Here is a 17265-nt window from a genome sequence, read left to right as displayed (position 1 = left end):
TTTTATTTACCCATTAAGTAATCGATAAAAGCGACTGAAGCATTTCGGTCGGCCCGTGCCTTATCCAGTTCCAGCGCATACTTCAGCACCTTCCGTTCCATCCGCAACACTTCCTCGAAGTTTTTGCCGTCGGTTGAATACGACGATTCAAGAATGTTCAATGAGCGATGTGCCAGGCTCAGCTGTCTCCGGAAAAGTGCCACCCTGCGAACGGCATCCCGGTAATCGCGGTTGGCCCGTTCCAAAACACTGTTCAGGGTATTGACCTTGTCCAGTTTCTGGTTGGTCGCGGCTTCCTCCTTGAACTCTGCTTCCTGAATCATGGCCTGATACTTTCTCCGGTACAGCGGAATGGTAATCCCCACCGATGGGAAAAATGCGTCTTTCCCGGCATCAGTGCTGCTCATCGAGCCTTTTCCCACAAAAATGTAGTTGAAACCGATGGAAAACTTCGGGCTACCAGCTTTGCGGGCGGCCTCCTGCTCGGCCTGGTAAGCGGCCATCAGGTTGTCCAGTCGTTTAACCTGATGATTTTGCAAACTCACGCTATCGGCAATTTGCTGCATATTCAGCGGCAAATCTTTCACCCAAAGGGTATCCGGGATTTCCACCGTTGCATGGCGGTCCCGGTTCAACCGGTTATTAAAGGCCACCTGCTGCGTCTGGTAATTATCCTGCAGATAAGCCAGCTGATTTTTCAACTCGCCAATTTCCATTTGCAGTCGGTATTCATCTACCGTGGAAGCCATACCGGCCTCTATCTTTACCAGCGCCAGTTTCCTGAAGGATTGCATCAACTTCAGGTTCTCTTTGGTAATCGCTATCGACCTTCCGGTGAAATAGAGATTAAAATAGTTGGAGCGCAAGTCGTAGAATAACTTCGACCTGGCATCTTCAAAAGCTTCGTATTTGGTTTGCGCCATGTTGGTGGCCACATTCTCGCGAGCCTTCAGCGTTCCAAACCAGGGAAACATCTGCGTGGCTGAAATCTTCGCTTTTTGCGGCCCCAGCCGGGTTTCGACCGGTTGAATAAAATAACCGAACATGACCTGTGGATCGGGCAATGTTCCTACCTGCGGCACTTTCTGAAGTGATGCCCGGTAGTCATTGAATTTGGCTTTCAATCCCGGGTTATTTTCTGCAGCCTGCACCAGGTAGTTGTTCAACGCTTCCTGCGCCGAAGTCTTTTCCTGCGAAAGCAAAACCACAACGAACAACAGCGGGATGATATATATTAATCGCTTCATGATTCAATCGATTTATGTTTGAGGGCTTTCTTCACCTTTTTCTCCTGCCACATACTGTACAGAACCGGAACCACGAACATGGTCATCACCTGAATAAGCATTCCGCCAAACGAAGGGATAGCCATCGGAACCATGATATCGGAACCTTTTCCGGTAGAAGTCAGTACCGGTATCAGGGCAATAATCGCGGTAGCTGCGGTCATCATCGCGGGACGAACCCTTTTTCGACCGGCGTGAAGAACAGACTCGCGCACCTGTGCAATGGTTTCCGGTTTCTCTTTATCAAACACCTGCGTCAGGTACGTTCCCATAATCACCCCATCGTCAGTGGCAATACCGAACAGGGCGATAAACCCGACCCAGACCGCCACACTCAGGTTGATGGTGTGCATCTGGAAGAGGCCGCGCATGTTGATTCCCGCCACGCTGAAGTTCATGAACCACGGCTGGCCATACAACCACAACATCAGGAAACCTCCGGCAAAGGCAACGAAAATACCGCTGAAGACCATTGATGAGGTCGTCACTGAACGGAACTGGAAGAAGAGGATCAGGAAGATCAACAACAGCGAAATCGGAACCACCAACATCAATCGTTTGGTTGCCCGTACCTGGTTTTCATAGTTACCGGTGAACTTGTAACTCACACCGGCCGGCACCTTGAATTCGCCATCGGCAATTTTCTTTTGCAGAAACTTCTGCGCATTCTCCACAACATCCACTTCTGCATGTCCCGGTTGCTTATCGAAAATTACGTAACCTACCAGAAAGGTGTTTTCACTCTTAATCATTTGCGGACCGCGTGTGTAAGTGATTTTCGCCAGTTCACCCAGCGGAACCTGCACACCCGTTGGCGTCGGGATAAGTATATTCTTCAAATCATTCGGGTTGTCGCGATATTCGCGGGCATAACGCACCCTAACGGGGAAACGCTTACGGCCTTCCACCGTGGTCGTCAGCTTCATTCCGCCAATGGCTCCGGAAATGTATGATTGCATATCCTGAACAGTCAACCCGTAGCGGGCAATTGCATCCCGGTCGATGTTGATTTCCAGGTAAGGTTTTCCAACAACCCGATCGGCAAATACCGACTTAGGCTTGATGCCGGGAACCTCCTTCAGGAATTTCTCCAGTTCGAAACCAACATTCTGAATGGTTTTCAGATCAGGTCCAAACACCTTAATGCCCATTGGCGCCCGCATACCCGTCTGCAACATCACCAGTCGGGTCTGTATGGGCTGCAGTTTCGGTGCGGAAGTTAATCCGGGTACAGAAGAAGCTTTCACAATGGCCTTCCAGATGTCGTCGGGCGACTTGATTCTATTGCGCCACTGACGGAAATATTCGCCATTATCGTCTTCTATTAATTGACTCTTATCAATCTGACGATAGCCGTCTTTCTTCGGATCGTATGTCGAACCGTCTTTGAGCACAAACGCGTCATCATCATTGACTTTGAAGCGCATGCGATGACCGTTTTCGTCGAGGATGTATTCCGGACGGTAATTGATCACGTTCTCGAACATCGAAATCGGAGCCGGGTCGAGAGCCGAATTCACGCGCCCCCATTTACCTACCACGTTTTCTACTTCCGGAATAGCGTTCACTCTTTTATCGACTTGCCGAATCACATCGATGTTCTCCTGAACACCGGAGTGCGGCATCGTGGTCGGCATCAACAGGAACGAACCTTCGTCCAGCGACGGCATGAACTCTTTCCCCGTTCCGGGGAATGACTTATCCAGCGAAGTCCAGAGATTGGTCGTCCGAATATTCCACCCGATTTTATTCATCGTAGCCGGAATAAACGAGAACGTTTTATCGAATCCCTGCCAAACAACAATACCAAACAGCACCAAAGCAATCGGGATGCTAAGGAATTTCCACTTGTTCGCCAGACACCATTTCAATATGTAGGAATAGTAATGAACGATGGTCATCAGCGTTCCCAACACCGCACCGACAATGATGGATACGAAAAGGAAATTCACGAACAGACTGTTCTCTGCTCCCAGTGGCATCCATTCGGACGACAGGTAGTAAACGACGATCACTACCGCTATCGCGATATTAATCCACGTAACGTACTTGCGCTTGTCTTCCGGCCAACGGTATTCCAACAGGCCATTTATACCGAAAGCCAGCAATGCCAACGCCACCCATGAATGATAAATGATTGGGAAAAGAATACCCGCCGCGACTAATGCCGCATACCAAACCCGGCTGGTTCGCTTTTTATCGAAACGGATGCCAAACAGGATGTGTGCCATCGCCGGAATCAGGATAATGCCAATTCCCAATGAGGCCAGCAACGCAAATGTTTTGGTAAAGGCCAGCGGTTTGAAGAGTTTTCCTTCGGCGGCCTGCATCGCGAAGACCGGCAAGAAACTCACCACCGTGGTTGCCAGTGCGGTAATGATCGCCGAAGCCACCTCGATGGTCGCATTGTAAATGACATTCAGCAGGTCGTGTCCACGGGCGCCACGGTTCTCGGGCATTTCGAGGTGCCTGACGATGTTCTCCGTGAACACAATTCCCACATCAACCATCACACCGATGGCAATGGCAATTCCCGACAAGGCTACAATGTTGGCATCCACGCCAAACTGCCGCATCACAATGAAGGTGATGAGCACCCCAATCGGCAATAAACTCGATATTAAGAAGGAAGCCCGGAGGTTTAGTACTAGTACAATCACCACGATAATACTGATGAGAATTTCGTGCGACAATGCCGACTCCAGTGTTCCCAGCGTCTCCTTAATCAGGCCGGTCCGGTCGTAAAACGGCACGATAGTCACTTTCGATACAGTACCATCTTTCAGCGTCTTCGACGGAAGTCCGGGGGATATCTCTTTAATTTTCTCTTTAACGTTATTGATGGTTTGCAATGGATTGGAACCGTAACGGGCTACCACGACTCCTCCAACCGCTTCAGCGCCGTCTTTATCCAGTCCGCCGCGACGGGTAGCTGGTCCAAAAGTCACGTGCGCCACATCCTTTATCCGGATGGGAACATTGTTATGAACGGCCACAACGCTCTGCTCCAAATCGTGAATATTCTTGATATAACCTAAAGCGCGAATCATGTACTCAGCCCGGTTGTACTCAATGGTGCGTGCTCCTATATCGAGATTGCTCTTCCTGACGGCCGACATAATCTGCGCTACATTCACATGATTCGCTTTCATGGCATCGGGATCGATATCGACCTGGTATTCCTTCACAAAGCCTCCGATGGATGCTACTTCTGAAACTCCTTTGGCAGACATTAATCCATATCGGACGAAGTAATCCTGTATTGTTCGCAATTCCTGCGGATCCCATCCTCCGGCTGGATTCCCGTTTTTATCCCGCCCTTCGAGTGTATACCAGTAAACCTGTCCCAAGGCCGTTGCATCGGGCCCTAACGACGGTGTGACACCATTGGGTAACGTACCGGACTGAAGCGAATTTAACTTTTCCAATATCCGGGTACGGCTCCAGTAAAAATCTACATCATCGTCGAAAATGACGTAAATACTGGAGAGTCCGAAAATAGAATTGCTACGAATGGTTTTGACTCCGGGTATTCCCAGCAGTGCTGTGGTTAGCGGATAAGTTATCTGGTCCTCCACATCCTGCGGTGAACGCCCCGGCCACTGGGCATAGACAATTTGCTGGTTCTCACCTAAATCGGGAATCGCATCGACCGGCACCGGATCGCGAGGCAGGGAACCTGTATCCCACTGAAAAGGTGCAGAAACAATACCCCAGGCAACAAATGTTAGAAGTGCCAGAAACGTGACCAGTTTATTCTCTAAAAAGAATCGTATGATCTTATTCAGCATGCTCTTACAATTAAGCTGTGATGAAATGATTTATCTGAACGTACAAAAACTGCAACCCAAGATGCAGACCAATGCATCCGGCTACAATAATCAGTCTATCCGACTGATTTTATACGATATAAATCAACATAGAAATACTTGCGTAAGGGCACACCAATCCCCTGCATCATAAACGGGGAGTTTGTTTTGATGAGGAAATAACGGAGAGTTGACTTCTGAAATAACAGACAATTCGAAAGCAGGAACCACCATCACCGGAGTGAAAAAATTCATTACCGGTGCCTGAAAATCGTTATCGAAATTCGACGCCAGAAAATCATTTACCACCTGATAATGATCGTGCGTATCGCGGCAACCATCCATATGGTGACCAGGAGAACAGCACGATTGCGCAGCGGCATAGATGGACACATCAAACAACCGACCATTCGAATAGTGTTTGTTGATGGTAACCCCGATTGTTGAAGCTAAAAGTATCAGGGCTGTAAGGATATGTCCTGTTTTTCGAATCATATTTACGTGGAACAAAGCTATCGATTCCAATCAGAAAACTCAACATATAAGTATCATAAAATGTTTAAAGCCCGATTTTTAGATTCTAACAATTCCATTAAAACATTGTCAGTATTCATCTTACAGAAAATGCTAAAAAATGCGAAAAGTGTTAACAGACTATCCGGATATACACAACAAAAACTCCTTTTATCTACCATATACCCCGAAGCGAAAAAATTATCTGCACCTACTTCCGTCAAAACGACGACTGACCATAACATATCGCAATAAAATTCGTAACTTATTTAACCGGAGTTGTCAATTTGTAATCAACCAAAACCTAAAGTGCTGTTACCATGCGCATGCGTGCTTTTTTAATCGTTGATGCGGTAATCGATGGATTACTCGGAATCGCTTTGTTACTATTCAGTCCTGAAGTTTGGGAATTTACGGGAATTCCGGGAGCCTACTCTCGATTTTACCCTAATTTGCTGGGGGCCGTACTTCTGGGCATTGCTATATCGCTTATAATGGAGGCAAGAAGAAAGGAAAAAGAAGCTGCTCCGGGCCTCGGATTTCGTGGCGCATTGGTTATTAATCTTAGTGCAGGCACCATATTAAGCCTGTGGCTGATTTTCGGACATCTTGCCATCCCTCTAAGAGGAATCATCGTTTTGGGTTCACTATCCTTTATCCTACTCGTTTTCAGCTTCATTAAGTGGTACATTTATTACAAAAGGCGTCACAGAGATCGCTTTCCTAATTATCACAATACCGTACACAATTAACTTTCAAGTAGGTTTCTTTAAGCCCCTGCAATAGTTTGAATATGAACTTCATCTCAATACTATTGTTACATAATATTGAAAATTCATTTCTCTACGGAATAAAATCAGACGGAAATCGATATCTTTCTACGTTTCCTGTTTATCTTCCAACGGTCTGACAAAAATTGAAAACTCAACAATAACGGCTTATGAGCACAATCAATACAATTGAACTAAGAACCCTGAATAGTGATGATTACGAAGAGCTGAAAAAATCGATGATTGATGCTTATCCCAACTGGCCCGGTGCCTTTTGGAAAGAAAATCATTTCAACAAACTGCTTTCTATTTTCCCGGAAGGACAGCTGGCTATTGTTGTCGACGATGTGGTGGTCGGGTGTGCTCTTTCCATTATTGTGCAATACTCGCATTTTGGTGATAACCATACGTATGAAGAAATAACCGGAAAATACAGCTTTAATACGCATACGCGGAAAGGAAATGTTCTTTACGGTATTGATGTGTTTATTCGTCCTGAATTTCGGGGGATGCGCCTGGGCCGCCGGCTTTATGACGCCCGGAAGGAATTGTGCGAAAACCTGAACCTGGAAGCCATTGTTTTTGGCGGAAGAATTCCGAATTACCATAAGCACGCGGCAGAAATGACGCCCAAGGAATTCATCCAAAAAGTAAAATTCAAAGAGCTGTACGACCCGACGCTTACTTTCCAGCTGGCGAACGATTTTCACGTGAAGAAAGTGTTGAAAGGTTATCTTCCGGGCGACCGGGAATCGAAAGAATACGCGGTTTTGCTGCAATGGGATAATATATATTACGAAAAAAAGTCTCCCAAAATTGCGACGACCAAATCGGTAGTCAGATTAGGATTGGTACAATGGCAAATGCGCTCCTATCAAAGCCTGGATGAGCTGTTCGAACAGGTCGAGTTTTTCGTGGATGCCGTTTCCGGATACAAGAGCGATTTTGCCCTCTTCCCCGAATTCTTCAATGCCCCGTTGATGGCAAAATACAACGACCTGGAAGAGTCGAAAGCCATCCGAAAACTGGCACAGTATACTGAAGAAATACGGGATCGCTTTCTTCAACTGGCGATGACCTACAATGTCAACATCATTACAGGAAGCATGCCTTACATCAATGAAGATGACCGCTTACTCAACATTGGCCACCTCTGCCGCAGAGACGGAACATACGAATCATACGAAAAGATTCACGTAACTCCCGATGAAATTAAATTCTGGGGGTTAACCGGTGGTAACCAGGTTAAAGTCTTCGATACCGATGCCGGCCGCATTGGTATCGTAATCTGTTACGACGTAGAATTTCCGGAACTTCCCCGATTGCTCGCGCAACAGGGAATGGATATTTTATTTGTCCCGTTTCTTACCGATACACAAAACGGTTATTCGCGGGTTCGTTACTGTGCCAGGGCACGAGCCATTGAGAACGAGTGCTATGTAGCTATTGCCGGAAGTGTTGGAAATCTTCCTAAAGTATCGAACATGGACATTCAGTTTGCCCAGGCAGTGGTATTTACACCTTGCGACTTCCCCTTCCCGACCACGGGAATAAAAGCGGAAGCTACACCGAATACGGAAATGATTCTGGTAGCTGACGTGGATCTGGATTTGCTGAAAGAACTGCACTATTTCGGAGCTGTCCGCAATCTGAAAGACCGTCGCTCCGATTTGTATGAATTGAATCTGAACGACGAATAGCAGAAAAGAAAGAGGGAGAAGCCAATTGACTTCTCCCGTCTCTTTATATCAGACACAAATGTTCGTGCTTTATTGTGCAGTACCAGATGACTGTGTCGTCAAATCAATCGTACCGACGTCAGTCTGTGTCCCTTCAACAACTTTTACATTGTCTACTGATTTTTTACCGAAGCCTGAATCGGTAGCCGGATTAACCTCAACGGTATACATATCCGCCGGAACTCCACGAAGTATAAAGCTACCGGAAACCGTATCGACGTATGTCGACAAAGTATCCATGCTGGGAGAAATGGCATAAACCACTCCCTCGGTATTTGCTGGGTTCACACTTCCCTTAATACTACCGGAAGTTGCTTCGGTACTTACCCGGATAACGGGTTTCAGGTTGAAACCGCCATTACCAAGTACAACAATCGACCGTGCCGCATCAAAGTCCAGTAAAATATCATAGGTGACACCTCCCACAAAATCAGCGTTCAACTGTAGCTTCAAACCACTTGACGATCCACTGGGAACTTTCACTGAATAGGTATTGCCATTCATCACCAATGAGTTGTCCGTTCCGAGTTTTACACGAATCTGGCTGTATTTCCCTGCCGGGATGTTTTTATTGGCAAGCAATGTATCCAGACCATTCGTTAGTTCCAGCAAATTATAAACGCCGGCATGCGCTCCCAAGTCTATTTCGGATGCTCCATTAGCAGTATCTGCCGGCATAAGGGTAATCGATTGAACATCTACGTTCACCTCCGAGAAATCGGCAGGTGCATCGGTCATGTGAACTTTCACCGTTGCCTCTCCAGGTGTTGAATTGTTATCATTGTTATTACATGCAGCTACTCCAACCATCAGAGCGATGGCCATTACGAATTGAATTTTTCTCATCTTTTCCTTCGTTTTTGATCATTTTGTGCACCGGAAACAACTATCCAATCGTTCCCGATGGGGTTACTAAATCGAAAACAATGCAGAACGGTGGGGGGACTGCATCTCACCAGCTTAATATCTCATTTAAACAAATTCACTTATCGCAAGATCTTCAATAAAGAATGCTATTGTCTTTAGGTCCTTTGTTCTTTCACAACATCGTAAAAATATAAAAGTTTAAAGCGCTCAATCTTTAATTAGTGTTAAAAGGGCTGATCTTTAAAAGATCAGCCCCAATTGGATTTGAGCGTATTTCAGGGATTTCAATCTTATGAATGTTATTTATTCCCCGTTGTCATTTGAAGTCTCATCATCTTCTTTATTTCCTAGTTGACCATCATGATCTTCGTCTTTACCGTAACGGGTCGACATTTCAAGATTGTGTTCAATCACTTCCTGAACGGCAGCATTAACATCACTCTGTTCTTCGGTCTTTTCAATTACGATGAACGGATCACCATTCGCATCAGTTTGTACCGTTAAGTCACTAAAATCAACCTGATCGGGATTGGTTTCCCGGTTAGAGAAGTTAAACCAATCGTCCAGGTTAAAGGCTACGATAACATTATTCATAGAATCCAATGCCACCTTGAAACCTTTGGTTCCTGCCGTATTAAAGTTGATCTCCTTATCCATATCATACTTTACTGTGAAAGGAATATTCTGATACTGGACCTGCTGAATTGTTCCGGTATAGGTACCCTCAAGGTAAATTGAATGCTGATAAATAGAGTCCTTTTCAGTAGCCAATGCAGAACCGTCATCTTCATTAGTTTCATTACCTTCAATCTTGTCAAGCTTTAGCTTGATCCCGGTATAAGTACCAGGAATAAGCGCAACTGGCTTCAATTCCGGGGTCACCGAATCGGTAATCAGGTCAACAATAAACGGTCCTTTGAATTCAACTTCATCCTCCTGCTCCTTTTTCGCCTCATTGTCAATTTCACTGTCGGGCATGCTAAATTGAATCTCTTTGACAGCAATCTTTGCCTGAGTTAATGTGGCCGTACCTATCGTACTGCCGTCTTTTCCGGTAATCGATAGTGAAATGGTTGGTATGCTCGCTATCGAAGCACTTTTTACTTGTGTTGTGGAAGTTACTCCCTGAATTGAAAGAACCGTGTTTTCCCCTTGCGGAAGTGTGTCGGTTGCGTTGCTGTCTGTTTTATTACAGCTTGCCATTCCCAACAGGAAAGTCACGCCCAACAATAAATTAAGCAAATTTTTCATGATGTAGTTTTTTAAGTTTCCCTCCCGGCCCAAGACGGACCGACATAATTATCCCTTGAAATACCCCACTTCAACAAACAATTCAATTCCATGCTATTATACTTATTCAACCATCAAACAACGGGGTTAGTCGGAGTGGTTGAATCCCTTTTTAATTGTGAATGGTTATTTTCAAGGTCATTGAAACAAAAGGCAAATTGCTTAATTTACTTTTCAATCACCTACATCTGTATTTGGGTCTTTGATCTATTTATGTAAACGTGCATATTTCTACATTATTTTATGTATTCCTGAAATTTTATGTTACATCTACGGACTTATGATAAAAACAATCTGATATTAAATTACTTAAACAAAAGAATAATTTTCGCAGCCCGGAAGATTAAACAGACTGACGATTTAGTAAAATTGCAATTGGCTGAAACCATTCGCCTCAGCCAGGAAAGTCAACAATGAACATAGCTTTTTTTACTTCGTCCCGACAGCTTTCGGCCGGCCGCTTAACAACAGTTGTTTTCCGGCACATTTACAACCATTTGCGGAATTGACATAATCTGCTACTTTTGCTATTGCAATGAAAATTTCATTACATAGCAGATTATGGCTCATCATTTTCGCCGTCGTGTTCATTTATCACAACGGCATCTGGCATGCCGAGCCGGTTGGCTCAGGCGAACCGGAGCAGATCTGCTATATGGAGCACGAAGATACACCTGAGATTTTCCAAATTCCCGCTCCTCATCACCACGAAGCCAGCAACGAGCACGGTGAATGTACGCAGCACAACCATCACAACTGGCTCTTTACCGCTGTAAATCTGCATTTCAATCCGCAGTTTATTACTCTTTCACCCGAGTATACCAATACGACTTACCAACCCCGAGAAACCGATTATCCGGTAGCTATCCTTCCGGTTTATCACGAGCCACCCGGTAAGGTCTCAACCGTCAGAGGCCCTCCTACCCTTCGCGTTTAATTTCACGTTTCCCCGGTAACTAATACTGTTCCAGTAATTGGGACTGTTATACCTGTTTCTTTTCTCCGATTCGGGAAACATCCTTTTTTTCTTTACGCGATAATTATCTCATAATCTATTTTCTACCATGAGAAAACTCCGATTACTATTCCTGACAATATGGTTTGTTGGAGGAATGACAACAGCTTGTTATAATACCAAAAATCACCAGGCTGACAAAGGTCATGAAGAAAGTGAAGCCATGGAAAAACAAACCTTCACTGTTTTTGACAGCCAAAACCAATACGAACTTTTCGTCGAATCAACACCTTTTATCCAAAATGAAGAAGCTGAATTGCTCGTGCACGTCACTCTTTTACCGGAATACGAACCTCTGAAACAGGGAAGCTTGAAGCTCTTGAATAACCATCAGTTGCTTGCGACTGTAGCTCAGCCGGAAGTACCTGGTATTTTCCATGTGTCCTTTACTCCGCCGAAAACAGGTCTGTTACCCCTGGAAATAGAAGTAACAGACAAAGGCATTCCGGTTCTTTTTTCGTTAAAAAACGTTCGTGTTTTTAAAAACGAAACCGCTTTCCACGAAAGTGAAGAAAAACACCACGAACATGGGAAAGTGATTGCTTTCTCTAAAGAGGAAGCCTGGAAAATTAATTTTGCGATTGAACCGGTGAAAGAAGAGCCCTTCTTCGAAATCATCAAAACATCGGGTGAAATTATGCCGGCACAAGGCGACGAAATTGTCGTGACAGCCAAACATCGGGGAACCGTCCTTTTAGGTGGCACGCAACTCCTTTCCGGGGAACCGGTAAAAAAGAACGAGGAACTATTGACTTTGTCAGCGTCGTTGCTTGATGGTAACCTGAATCAGGATTACCTGAAAGCCAAAGCGGCTTACGACAAAGCCAGCCGAAATTACGAACGCTCCAAACAGCTGATCGAAGACCGGCTGATCACCCAAACCGAATTTCGCTCAGCGGAAGCCGAATTCAGAAGTGCACAAGCCGTTTATGAAAATATCAGCCGTTTTCATACCACACAGGGAGAACGGATTGTTGCACCGCAAACCGGCTACATAAAAGAGTGTTTGGTCTCGGAAGGCCAGTTTGTGCAAGCCGGACAGGCTTTGATGGTAATTACGCAAAACCGGAAATTGACACTTCGGGCCGATGTACCTCAAAAGGATTATGTCCGGCTACCGAGTGTTTTTTCAGCTAACTTCATCACTCCTTACGATTTACAAGTGCACTCTGTCGATAATCTGGGAGGCCGAAAAATTACCTTCGGGAAGTCGACGCTCGACAAGACGTTCTTCACACCGGTCTATTTCGAGGTCATCAACACAGAAAACCTGATTCCCGGATCATACGTGGAAGTATACCTGAAAGCGGGTTCCTTCAAGAATGCACTGACAATCCCTCTCTCCTCATTGATGGAAGAACAGGGAAACTTCTATGTTTTTGTTCAAAAGAATGGAGAAGAGTATTTGAAACGGTACATCACTCCCGGGCGCAATGACGGAGAACGACTCGAAGTTCTATCCGGTCTGGAAGCCGGTGAGCGAGTAGTAGCGCAAGGTGCTTACCGTGTCAAACTGGCTTCCATGAGTGGAAGCGCCCCGGCACATAACCATAATCACTAACCTCCTGAACTCATTCACATGCTAAATAAAATCATACGATTCTCGTTACACAACCGGTTGCTCATCATTGTCGGGGCGCTGTTACTCATGCTGGTCGGCTACTATTCCGTCCGGCAGATGGAGGTGGACGTTTTTCCCGACCTAAATGCCCCAACCGTGGTGGTGATGACCGAAGCGCACGGGATGGCACCGGAAGAAGTGGAACAACTGGTCTCCTTTCCCATTGAAACCGCCATTAACGGAGCGACTGGATTACGCAGAGTACGCTCATCATCAGCTATGGGTTTTTCCATTGTCTGGGCCGAATTCGACTGGGGCATGGACGTTTACAATGCCCGGCAGGTAGTTGCGGAAAAGTTGATGACCATCCGGGACCGATTTCCCAAAGGCGTTGGAAGTCCAACACTGGCTCCGCAATCATCACTTATGGGCGAAGTCATGGTTTTTACCATGACATCCGATTCAACCTCCCCCATGGATTTGCGCACACTTGCAGACTGGCAGGTACGTCCGCGCATTCTATCGGTGGGTGGTGTGGCGCAAGTGAACACAATCGGTGGAGAATACAAAGAATACCAGATTCTCGTCAACCCGGAAAAGCTACGCTATTATGGTATCCGTTTCGATGAGTTGACAGAGTTGCTCGATGGTTACAACGACAACGTACCCGGTGGTTTCATTGAAGAATACCGGAATAACTATATCGTCAGAGGCATCGGACGTTCCAACCGGGTAGGTGAATTAGGCAATACGGTTATCCGTGTGGCCAACGGATTTCCCGTTAAACTGTCGGATGTAGCAGAACTTCGTATCGGGCCGGCGCCAAAAATCGGAGATGGCTCGTATAAAGGAAGAAAAGCGGTAGTGTTGACCGTCTCGAAACAACCCAATGTTAACACAAGGAAGCTGTCCGACAATATTAATACTGAACTGGCAACTATCGCGAAAACATTGCCGCCGGATGTCAAAATCCACACCGACGTCTTTTCGCAACGGAGCTTTATCGACACATCGGTAAGCAATGTGGAACGCGCACTAATGGAAGGCGCCATCTTTGTCGCCATCATCCTGGCACTCTTCCTGATGAACTACCGGACAACGCTGATCTCGCTGGCGGCCATTCCACTTTCACTCTTAATGTCGGTCATCGTGATGAAACTAATGGGCTACACCATCAACACCATGGTGCTGGGCGGAATGACCATCGCTATTGGTTCACTGGTCGACGATGCCATCATCGATGTGGAGAACGTGTACAAGCGATTACGGGAAAATATAAAATTACCAAAAAAGAAACGCCGCAATTCGTTGAAAGTTATCTACGAAGCTTCAGTCGAAATCCGCGCATCCATCATGAATGCCACTCTCATCATTATCGTTGCATTTATTCCGCTCTTTTTCCTGAGCGGAATGGAAGGTCGTATGCTGCGACCGTTGGGTGTTGCTTACATTATTTCCCTGTTTTCATCGCTGGTGGTGGCCATCACGGTTACGCCTGTTCTTTCCAGCTTGTTGCTGGTGAACCGAAAGCAACTGAAGAAGCACAGCAAAGGAAGCTGGCTCGAAACAAAAACGGTGGAATGGTACAGGACAACCCTAATCCAGGTAATGCGGGCCAAAAATCTGACCATCGGACTTTCGGTCGCTCTTTTCATTGTCGCGCTGATTTTCCTTTCGCGGTTTGGTGGAAGTTTCCTGCCTCCTTTCAATGAAGGAACATTGACGATCAATGTAGCTTCAATGCCGGGAATTTCCCTGGCTGAATCAGATAAAATCGGACGCGAAGCCGAGCAACTGCTCCTTTCCGTTCCCGAAATTCAAGTCACTGAACGTCGGACAGGACGAGCCGAATTAGCTGAACACGCTTTTGGTGCCAACGTCTCGGAAATCGATGCACCTTTTCTCCTGGGGAAACGCTCACGCGATGCATTTCTGGCGGAAGTCCGGCAGAAACTGAATACGTTACCCGGCGTGTCTATCGAAGTGGGACAGCCCATCAGTCACCGAATCAACCACATGCTTTCCGGTTCGCGCGCCGATATCGCCATCAGCGTTTACGGCACCAGTCTTCCGGTAATGCACCATTTGGGCGAACGCATCAAGTCGCTGATGGTTGGTATTGAAGGTGTAGCTGACCCGTTTGTGGAACAACAAATCGAAATTCCGCAAATCCGCATTCGCCCGAAAAGAGAAATGCTGGCTCGTTATGGTATCCCAATGAAACAATTCAACCGTTTTGTCGATGTGGCTTTCGCTGGAGAAAAAATGGGCGATGTGTTCGAAAAAGAACGCTCATTTGATTTGGTTCTCCGCTTCGACGATGAACACCGTGGAAATATCGAAGCCATTAAGAATGCACTTATCGATACCGGAGATGGACGCAAAGTGCCGCTGTATTATGTCGCCGATGTTCGCTCCGAATCCGGTCCCAATACCATCAACCGGATGAATGTTCAGCGAAAGCTAGTGGTTTCGTGCAACGTGGCCGATCGGGACCTGAACTCTGTTGTGAAAGATATTCGCAACGAGGTTGAACAGGAAATCGTTCTGCCCGAAGGTTACCGCGTGGAATATGGCGGTCAGTTTGAAAGTGCTGCCGATGCACAACGCAAACTGCTGCTGGCATCGCTCTTTGCATTACTGGTTATCTACCTGCTGCTGTATCAGGAATTCAAAGATATGCGCGTGACGAGCATCATTCTGCTAAATCTTCCACTCGCACTCATCGGAGGTGTCATGGCAGTGGCTTTCACATCAGGTGTGATGAGCATCCCGGCTATCATCGGATTCATCACGCTGTTTGGTATCGCTACCCGAAACGGTATCCTGCTGGTTTCCCGCTACCAGGCTCTGAAGAAAGAAGGTGTCGGGCTTTACCGGCGAATCATCAAGGGTTCGGCCGACCGGCTAAATCCGATCCTCATGACGGCTTTGACAGCTGCTTTGGCGCTGATTCCGTTAGCTGTGAATGGCGACCTTCCCGGTAATGAAATCCAAAGTCCTATGGCCATAGTGATTCTGGGCGGCCTGCTCACCTCAACATTGCTGAACATTTTTGTCATTCCGGTGGTCTATTTCCGGTTAAACCGGAAGGAAATAAAAGAGGAGGAAAAACGATGACAATAGAAAGAATGAACAAGATTAGTGCGATGAAAATCCTGCTCCTTTTCACGATGGTTTTAGTTTTCTGTCCGGCGATGGCACAGAATGAACTTCTGCAATTGCTTCAGGCAGCCGAAGAGGCGAATCCAAATCTGGAAGCCGGGAGAAAACTGAAAGAAGCTCAACAGTGGGAATACAGGACCGGCTTGACGCCTTCCGACCCGGAAATAGAATTTGGCTTCATGCCCGGCAATTCGGACGAACTGGGTGACAAGAAAATTTTTTCGGCGACCCAAAGCCTCGATTTCCCTTCGGTTTATCATTACCGAAATAAACTGGCCAACAGTCGTTCCAATAAATCGGAAATGGATTACCGCGATTTCCGACAGCAACTACTACTCGAAACTCAACTTACCTATTATGAGCTGGTGTATCAGAAAAAGCGCGACAGGTATTTAACCGATCGGGTACAAAATACGGTGAAGCTACACGAATCGCTAAACCAAAAGATGGAACGAGGTGAAGCTACCATCCTGGAAGTAAACAAAGCGCGTATCCAACGGATTGAGCTGGAGAACCAGTTAACGCTCATTAAGGCAAACGAGCAGCAACTGGTGGAAAAACTTACGTGGCTTTGTGGTGATTCGTTACCGGTTTTGCGTCAATTCTCGTACAGGGAAGAAATCCTACCAGGAAGAGATTCATTATTTAGTGACATCATTCGGTCGCGTCCGGACCTTCTTTCGGCGAAAGCCAGGAAAAACGTAGCGGAAGAAGCTCGAAAACTGGCTGGGGCTCGAGGACTGCCCAAACTTATAGTTGGATATGAATCGGAAACGGTTCCGGGCGAACAATATGGCGGTCCGAAAGTAGGAATTTCCATTCCGTTATGGTCTAACAAGAACAATGTAAAACGAGCCAAAGCGCAACAGGAATGGGCTGCTGTTCAATACGCCGGAAAAGTAAAACAAGCCGGATTTGAATTGGAACATACCTACAGTCAGGTGGAATCGTTACAAAAGTCGGTAAAGAATTACCGGAAAGGGCTCGAAGAAATGTCTAGTATGCAGTTACTGAACAAGTCTTTACAGCTTGGACAAATTTCCATCATTAATTATGTGACGGAGATGAACTACTACATTGGTGCCTATGAGAATTTTCTGAGCGCCGAACACGACTATTACCGTGCCCTGGCTGTACTGATGCGCTACCGGTTATAATCCGGACTGGAATTATTACGGGGGGAAAAATCAGGAGTAGATTCTGGTAGAATAGTAAACATAGTTGAATTCCCCGAGGTTAATTTGCCTGCG

11 protein-coding genes are annotated in these 17265 nt (G+C 46.2%); 6 read left to right on the top strand and 5 right to left on the bottom strand.

Annotation, left to right across the window (positions count from 1 at the left end):
- Nucleotides 1-2 precede the first annotated feature (2 nt).
- From T426_RS24225 to T426_RS0118175, 3 genes are all read right to left on the bottom strand, one after another.
- Complete coding sequence (locus T426_RS24225) at nt 3-1247, bottom strand: TolC family protein (protein WP_025864804.1); 1245 nt, start codon at nt 1245-1247, stop codon at nt 3-5.
- Nucleotides 1244-5077 (bottom strand): efflux RND transporter permease subunit, encoded by a 3834-nt coding sequence (locus tag T426_RS0118180; RefSeq protein ID WP_025864805.1) that lies wholly within the window; start codon nt 5075-5077, stop codon nt 1244-1246. The genes T426_RS24225 and T426_RS0118180 overlap by 4 nt, the downstream gene beginning before the upstream one ends.
- A gap of 123 nt (nt 5078-5200) precedes the next feature.
- Nucleotides 5201-5590: an HYC_CC_PP family protein gene (locus tag T426_RS0118175; RefSeq protein ID WP_025864806.1), complete on the bottom strand. Its 390-nt coding sequence runs from the start codon at nt 5588-5590 to the stop codon at nt 5201-5203.
- Between the two features lie 338 nt (nt 5591-5928).
- Here T426_RS0118175 and T426_RS0118170 point away from each other — a divergent pair, with 338 nt between their 5' ends.
- The gene (locus T426_RS0118170) at nt 5929-6360 is read left to right on the top strand and encodes a hypothetical protein (protein ID WP_025864807.1); all 432 of its coding nucleotides are present in this window, start codon (nt 5929-5931) and stop codon (nt 6358-6360) included.
- Nucleotides 6361-6548: 188 nt separating this feature from the next.
- On the top strand, nt 6549-8078 hold the full coding sequence (locus tag T426_RS0118165; RefSeq protein WP_025864808.1) for a carbon-nitrogen hydrolase family protein: 1530 nt from the start codon (nt 6549-6551) through the stop codon (nt 8076-8078).
- A gap of 69 nt (nt 8079-8147) precedes the next feature.
- Here T426_RS0118165 and T426_RS0118160 read toward each other — a convergent pair whose 3' ends face one another.
- Both T426_RS0118160 and T426_RS0118155 read right to left on the bottom strand, forming a co-directional pair.
- Nucleotides 8148-8963, bottom strand: a complete 816-nt coding sequence (locus T426_RS0118160; protein ID WP_025864809.1) for a DUF4382 domain-containing protein — start codon at nt 8961-8963, stop codon at nt 8148-8150.
- A gap of 324 nt (nt 8964-9287) precedes the next feature.
- Nucleotides 9288-10235, bottom strand: coding sequence for a hypothetical protein (locus T426_RS0118155; RefSeq protein ID WP_027586083.1), 948 nt, complete (start codon nt 10233-10235; stop codon nt 9288-9290).
- A 574-nt stretch (nt 10236-10809) separates the two neighbouring features.
- Here T426_RS0118155 and T426_RS0118145 point away from each other — a divergent pair.
- From T426_RS0118145 to T426_RS0118130, 4 genes are all read left to right on the top strand, one after another.
- Nucleotides 10810-11211, top strand: a complete 402-nt coding sequence (locus T426_RS0118145; protein ID WP_025864811.1) for a hypothetical protein — start codon at nt 10810-10812, stop codon at nt 11209-11211.
- Nucleotides 11212-11338: 127 nt separating this feature from the next.
- Complete coding sequence (locus T426_RS24220) at nt 11339-12850, top strand: efflux RND transporter periplasmic adaptor subunit (RefSeq protein ID WP_025864812.1); 1512 nt, start codon at nt 11339-11341, stop codon at nt 12848-12850.
- 18 nt (nt 12851-12868) lie between these two features.
- Nucleotides 12869-15970 carry an efflux RND transporter permease subunit gene (locus T426_RS0118135; RefSeq protein WP_027586082.1) on the top strand — a complete coding sequence of 1034 codons (3102 nt, stop codon included), beginning with the start codon at nt 12869-12871 and terminating at the stop codon, nt 15968-15970.
- A complete protein-coding gene (locus tag T426_RS0118130) occupies nt 15967-17172 on the top strand; it encodes a TolC family protein (protein WP_036985498.1) in 1206 nt (401 codons plus the stop codon). Before T426_RS0118135 ends, T426_RS0118130 begins: the two co-directional genes overlap by 4 nt.
- The last annotated feature ends 93 nt before the right edge of the window (nt 17173-17265 follow it).

The organism is Prolixibacter bellariivorans ATCC BAA-1284 (assembly GCF_000621705.1).
GTDB classification, from domain to species: Bacteria; Bacteroidota; Bacteroidia; order Bacteroidales; family Prolixibacteraceae; genus Prolixibacter; species Prolixibacter bellariivorans.
The sequence above is the reverse complement of the archived record's forward strand: the minus strand, read 5'-3'. Positions and strand labels throughout refer to the sequence as shown.

What these genes read in the sequence shown, in the direction of transcription:
- T426_RS24225 (WP_025864804.1), bottom strand. Translation starts at nt 1,247, where the DNA reads ATGAAGCGATTAATATATATCATCCCGCTGTTGTTCGTTGTGGTTTTG.
- T426_RS0118180 (WP_025864805.1), bottom strand. Translation starts at nt 5,077, where the DNA reads ATGCTGAATAAGATCATACGATTCTTTTTAGAGAATAAACTGGTCACG.
- T426_RS0118175 (WP_025864806.1), bottom strand. Translation starts at nt 5,590, where the DNA reads ATGATTCGAAAAACAGGACATATCCTTACAGCCCTGATACTTTTAGCT.
- T426_RS0118170 (WP_025864807.1), top strand. Translation starts at nt 5,929, where the DNA reads ATGCGCATGCGTGCTTTTTTAATCGTTGATGCGGTAATCGATGGATTA.
- T426_RS0118165 (WP_025864808.1), top strand. Translation starts at nt 6,549, where the DNA reads ATGAGCACAATCAATACAATTGAACTAAGAACCCTGAATAGTGATGAT.
- T426_RS0118160 (WP_025864809.1), bottom strand. Translation starts at nt 8,963, where the DNA reads ATGAGAAAAATTCAATTCGTAATGGCCATCGCTCTGATGGTTGGAGTA.
- T426_RS0118155 (WP_027586083.1), bottom strand. Translation starts at nt 10,235, where the DNA reads ATGAAAAATTTGCTTAATTTATTGTTGGGCGTGACTTTCCTGTTGGGA.
- T426_RS0118145 (WP_025864811.1), top strand. Translation starts at nt 10,810, where the DNA reads ATGAAAATTTCATTACATAGCAGATTATGGCTCATCATTTTCGCCGTC.
- T426_RS24220 (WP_025864812.1), top strand. Translation starts at nt 11,339, where the DNA reads ATGAGAAAACTCCGATTACTATTCCTGACAATATGGTTTGTTGGAGGA.
- T426_RS0118135 (WP_027586082.1), top strand. Translation starts at nt 12,869, where the DNA reads ATGCTAAATAAAATCATACGATTCTCGTTACACAACCGGTTGCTCATC.
- T426_RS0118130 (WP_036985498.1), top strand. Translation starts at nt 15,967, where the DNA reads ATGACAATAGAAAGAATGAACAAGATTAGTGCGATGAAAATCCTGCTC.